4 protein-coding genes and 1 pseudogene are annotated in these 5,227 nt (G+C 38.8%); 3 read left to right on the top strand and 2 right to left on the bottom strand.

The window, feature by feature from the left end:
• Positions 1-103: 103 nt before the first annotated feature.
• Complete coding sequence (locus tag AACL61_RS05920) at positions 104-280, bottom strand: DUF3042 family protein (protein WP_339111126.1); 177 nt, start codon at positions 278-280, stop codon at positions 104-106.
• Positions 281-394: 114 nt separating this feature from the next.
• Here AACL61_RS05920 and miaA point away from each other — a divergent pair, with 114 nt between their 5' ends.
• The 3 genes from miaA to gltX all read left to right on the top strand — a co-directional run bounded on the left by miaA (position 395) and on the right by gltX (position 4,583).
• Positions 395-1,318 (top strand): tRNA (adenosine(37)-N6)-dimethylallyltransferase MiaA, encoded by a 924-nt coding sequence (gene miaA / locus AACL61_RS05915; protein WP_339111125.1) that lies wholly within the window; start codon positions 395-397, stop codon positions 1,316-1,318.
• A gap of 172 nt (positions 1,319-1,490) precedes the next feature.
• Positions 1,491-2,834 (top strand): type I glutamate--ammonia ligase, encoded by a 1,344-nt coding sequence (gene glnA, locus AACL61_RS05910; RefSeq protein ID WP_003668435.1) that lies wholly within the window; start codon positions 1,491-1,493, stop codon positions 2,832-2,834.
• A gap of 243 nt (positions 2,835-3,077) precedes the next feature.
• Entirely contained in the window at positions 3,078-4,583 is a 1,506-nt protein-coding gene (gene gltX, locus AACL61_RS05905; protein ID WP_339111124.1) for a glutamate--tRNA ligase, read from the top strand.
• Between the two features lie 117 nt (positions 4,584-4,700).
• Here gltX and AACL61_RS05900 read toward each other — a convergent pair.
• Positions 4,701-5,117: pseudogene (locus AACL61_RS05900) on the bottom strand (transposase); the annotation flags it as partial.
• Positions 5,118-5,227 lie beyond the last annotated feature (110 nt).

The following is a 5,227-nucleotide window of genomic DNA, read 5'->3' as shown; positions in this document are numbered from 1 at the left end:
ATTATCTCCTACTCGATTCACGAACAATAGCAAGATAATATGAAACTAGCTTCGCATCGCTACATGGCTATTTCCCATTTCTTGTTTTGAATCTTAAATAAAATTAAAGTTGGTGTGCTGAGCGGCCCTTACGGATAGCAGCTCGACGGTTTTGATCAAACTTTTCTTCTTCTGCTTCTGCTGGCTTAATGACAGTTTTATGGAAAGTGAGAACCCCGCTAGCAATGGCAGCAACTGTTGCTAAACTACCAACTAAAATACCTTTTGCTAATTGTTTCATAACATAAAACCTCCTCGAATTTATAGGTTACCTCCATTATGCAAGAATTAATGGCGTTTTACCAGTGAGAAGGACAAGTTTTAGCATAAAATTTATAAAAATTGGAGAGTTAAGATGAATAAAGTAATCGCAATTGTCGGTCCAACCGCTGTAGGAAAAACTGCACTATCAATAAAACTGGCACATGAATTTGATGGGGAAGTAATTTCTGGTGATTCGATGCAAGTTTATCGCCGCCTTGATATTGGAACGGCAAAAGTTACTCCCGAAGAAATGGGGGATGTGCCGCACTATCTCATTGATATCTGCAATATTGATGAGCGTTTTTCTGCCGCCCGTTTTAAGAAACTTGCTGACCAAAAAATAGATGAAATAGCTCAACGCAATCATTTACCGATTATTGCAGGCGGAACTGGATTTTATCTTCAAACCTTAACAGATAATCTAGCATTGGGAAGTGACCAGTTTGACCAACAAACACTTGAAATTCGTAACCATTGGAAAAGAGTTGCTGAGGAAAAGGGAGCCGAGTACGTTTGGGAGCAATTAAACAAGTTAGATCCAGTGGCTAGCGCTCGGATCCCCAAGTCTAATACTCGCCGGGTTATCCGGGCTTTAGAGGTAATTGAGAAAACGGGTCAATTATTTTCCAATCAACCACAGTTCAAAGCAACAAATGATTTTCTCTTGATTGGCCTAACTACTGATCGTCCTGTTTTATATGACCGGATTAATAAGCGAGTCGATTTGATGATTCAAAACGGCCTGTTAGAAGAAGCAAAATGGTTATTTAATCAAGGAGGGGAAAACCTGCCAGCAGGTAAAGGGATTGGGTACCATGAACTATTTCCTTATTTTCGTGGCGAGATTAGCCTAGCCGAGGCGGTTGAAAAAATTAAGCAGGATTCTCGACATTATGCTAAAAGGCAGTTGACGTGGTTTAGAAATAAGGCTGATACTCACTGGTTTGATATTTTGCGTCATCCCGATGATATTAATCAAATTAAGCAGTTTATAAATGATTGGTTAAAAAAATAAAGTACGGAAGGGAAGATTTTTTTTATTAAAATAAAGCTCTTAAATAGAATTGACTTATGCCCTGTCTATTGTTATTCTAAGTCACAGTGTTAAGGAGAGAAGCAGATGTTAGATAGATCGGTATGGTCATCTATTATTTCTGTGGAGATTGTATGAAAGGGAATGAAATTTTATGGGTAAACACGTATTTACAAAAGATGAAGTTCGCCAAATGGTAAAGGATGAAGATATTCATTTCTTACGAGTTATGTTTACTGACTTATTAGGAACGATTAAGAGCGTTGACTTACCAGTTAGTCAGTTAGATAAATTGATGGATAACAAAATTATGTTTGATGGTTCTTCAATTGATGGATTTGTTCGGATTGAAGAAAGTGATATGTATCTTTACCCAGATATGTCCACTTGGCTTGCATTCCCTTGGGGTGCTGAACACGGGAAGGTTGCGCGGGTAATCTGCAGTGTTTACAAGACTGATGGTACTCCATTTGAAGGTGACCCCCGTAACAATTTAAAGCGGGTTCTTGAAGATATGCGGAAGATGGGCTTCAAGGACTTTAACATTGGACCTGAGCCAGAATTCTTCCTCTTCAAGACTGATGAAAAGGGTAACCCAACTACCAATCTTAACGATAAGGAAAATTACTTTGACATGGAACCGGCAGATCCTGGTGAAGATTGCCGTCGTGACATCGTCTTAGCTCTTGAAAAGATGGGCTTCGATGTTGAAGCTGCTCACCATGAAGTTGCTCCTGGTCAGCATGAAGTTGACTTCAAGTACTCAGATGCTTTAGAAGCCGCTGATAACATCCAAACATTTAAGTTCGTTGTTAAAACAATTGCTAAGAAGTATGGTTTCCATGCCACCTTTATGCCTAAGCCGCTTTCTGGTATTAATGGTTCAGGAATGCACCTCAACATGTCATTGTTTAGTCAAGATGGCACTAACGCCTTCTTTGATGAAAATGATAAAGATAAGCTTTCCGCAACTGCTTACCATTTCTTGGGCGGTTTGATGAAGCATGCACGAAGCTACACTGCAATTTGCAACCCAATCGTCAACTCTTATAAGCGATTGGTTCCAGGTTATGAAGCACCGGTTTATGTTGCTTGGTCAACTTCTAACCGGTCACCACTTGTGCGAATTCCGAGTGATCGTGGAATGGGAACACGACTTGAGTTACGGTCAGCAGATCCATCAGCTAACCCATATCTTGCAATCGCTGCTGTTCTTGAAGCTGGTTTAGATGGTTTACGCAACAACTTACCACCAATTCATAACGTTGATGAAAACATCTATACGATGACGAAAGCAGAACGAGCTGAAAAAGATATTCATGATTTACCAGATACTTTACACAACGCATTAAAGTCTTTGGCTAACGATGAGGTTATCAAGAGTTCAATGGGTGAACACCTCTATAACAGCTTTATGGAAGCCAAGACTCGTGAATATGCTTCATATCGTCAACACGTTTCTGACTGGGAACGTCAACACTATATGGAACAATACTAATTAATGACAATAAGTTAATAAGCAATGAAAAACACTTATGCAGGATTACTTGCTAAGTGTTTTTCATACGAAATCAACTAGTTAATTGACAAATATGTTGTTTCATATACAATTATATTTGTTGCAATAAAAGCGTGTTATTATAATGTGGATAGTACGTTTTTAAGGACTGCTAGTTAAACTAGCAACCAATTTTAAATCGAGATTATATTTCGATTAGTTACTAAAGGAGAGTCTTAGATAATGGATCAAAAGGTCAGAGTTCGATATGCACCTAGCCCAACAGGTTTCTTACATATCGGAAATGCTCAATCAGCATTATTTAATTATTTATTTGCACGTCACTTCGATGGAACGATGGTATTACGGATTGAAGATACCGATACCAAGCGGAACGTTGAAGATGGTGAAGCTAGCCAACGTGAAAATCTTCACTGGTTAGGAATTGACTGGGATGAAGGTCCAAATAAGCCAAATCCAAAGTATGCCCCTTACCGTCAAAGTGAACGGAATAAAGAAGGTATTTACCACAAATACATTCAAGAATTATTAGACAAGGGCATTGCATACAAGGATTACTCAACAGAGGAAGAATTAGCTGAAATGCGTGAACGGCAAAAGGCTAACAATGAACCTCCTCATTATGATGGTCGTTGGTATGGCAAGAGTGAAGAAGAACAAAAGGCGGCTGAAGCAAAGGGATTGAAGCCAACTATTCGTTTCCACTTCCCTAAAGACCATGATTACGAATGGGACGATATTGCACGTGGTCATGTTTCATTTAACTCTGACAACCTTGGTGGTGACTTCATCATTGAAAAGAGTGATGGAATGCCAACATATAACTTTGCCGTAGTAGTTGATGACCACACCATGGACATTACCCATGTTTTGCGTGGTGCTGATCACATTTCAAATACGCCAAAGCAAATTGCTATTTATGAAGCATTAGGCTGGGATTACCCAACTTTCTGCCACATTCCATTGATCTTTAATCCAAAGACTCGCAAGAAGTTAAGTAAGCGTGATAAAGATACCCTTCAATTCATTAGTGAATACAAGAAGCACGGTTACCTTCACGAAGCAATCTTTAACTTTATTGCATTCTTAGGTTGGTCTCCAGTTGGCGAACGTGAAATCTACTCTAAAGAAGAGTTGATTAAGGTTTACGATCCAAAACGGATGTCAAAGGCACCAGCATACTTCGATCAAAAGAAACTTGATTGGATGAATGCTCAATACATTAAGAGTATGTCGATCGATGAATTAACTGATCGGACAATGGAATTAATTAAGGAAGGCGAAACTGAAGAAGCTAAGCGCCTTCAAAGTATTCCAGAAGATCAATTGACTGAATTGCTTAAGAAGACAATTAAAGTTCACCAACGGGATGTTAATAAGCTTCTTGAAGTTATTCAATATGCATGGTCATACTACACGGTTCTTGACCAATCATTCAACTATGATTTGCTTAAGGACAACGAAGACTTCGCTAATGAAGATGTTTTAGCTGTTCTTAAGGGCTTAAAGGCTAAACTTGAAAACGGTGGCGATGACCTTGATTACAGTCAAGCTATTAAGGAAGTGGGTAAGGACACTGGTATTAAGGGTCGTGGTTTATACTTCCCGTTAAACCTTGCCTTTACTGGTTCAACTTCTGCACCACAAATCTATGAAATTATGGATATTTATTCACGTGATACAGATATTGAATTGCTTGACCGGATGATCAAAGCATTTGAAAACTAATTTTATAAAGTTAAGCATGAGGCTGGGAATTAACTATTAATTTTTGGTTCTCTAACAGTAAAATCCGGACTACGATTTTAAATTATTTATGAAATTAGTCTCCAATCGACTAATTGATTGTCCCAATTTCGTTAGATTTAATGTCATCAGGGCTAACCCGATATCATTTTCCACAGCCTGTTGTCCACGTAGATGAGTTCGGCGTATGCCAAAATCCCTCTTCAGGTGACCAAAGACTGGCTCAACGTCGAACTTCCGTCGACGATAAATTGCCTTGCCTTCGTCACTTGAGAGGGTATCTTTAACTTTAGCCTTGTAATAATTCCACGTTGGGTTAACCTGCATATAGCGTTGCCGACCACTTGGTGTTTTTGCCAACTCATCCAATTGTTCTGACAGTTGGTGCTTATCCGCTCGATAGAGTTTGAAATCACGTTCGAAACCATATTTATCGGTTCGCCTACTATACCGATAAAAGCTAAAGCGAACTCCTAAATGATCGATGTAGTAATCATCTTCGGCATTATACTGCCAATTTTGTGATTTAGTTGGATCGTTTTTAAATTTACGTTTCTGTTCCTTTTGATAAGTTGTGTATGGAATAACAAGCTGCTTTTCAAACCGATCAAGAATCATTGTGTAAT

The organism is Limosilactobacillus reuteri subsp. porcinus (genome assembly GCF_036621895.1).
In the GTDB taxonomy this organism is placed as follows: domain Bacteria; phylum Bacillota; class Bacilli; order Lactobacillales; family Lactobacillaceae; genus Limosilactobacillus; species Limosilactobacillus reuteri_J.
This window is presented reverse-complemented; position numbering and strand designations above follow the sequence as displayed.

What these genes read in the sequence shown, in the direction of transcription:
- AACL61_RS05920 (WP_339111126.1), bottom strand. Translation starts at nt 280, where the DNA reads ATGAAACAATTAGCAAAAGGTATTTTAGTTGGTAGTTTAGCAACAGTT.
- miaA (WP_339111125.1), top strand. Translation starts at nt 395, where the DNA reads ATGAATAAAGTAATCGCAATTGTCGGTCCAACCGCTGTAGGAAAAACT.
- glnA (WP_003668435.1), top strand. Translation starts at nt 1,491, where the DNA reads ATGGGTAAACACGTATTTACAAAAGATGAAGTTCGCCAAATGGTAAAG.
- gltX (WP_339111124.1), top strand. Translation starts at nt 3,078, where the DNA reads ATGGATCAAAAGGTCAGAGTTCGATATGCACCTAGCCCAACAGGTTTC.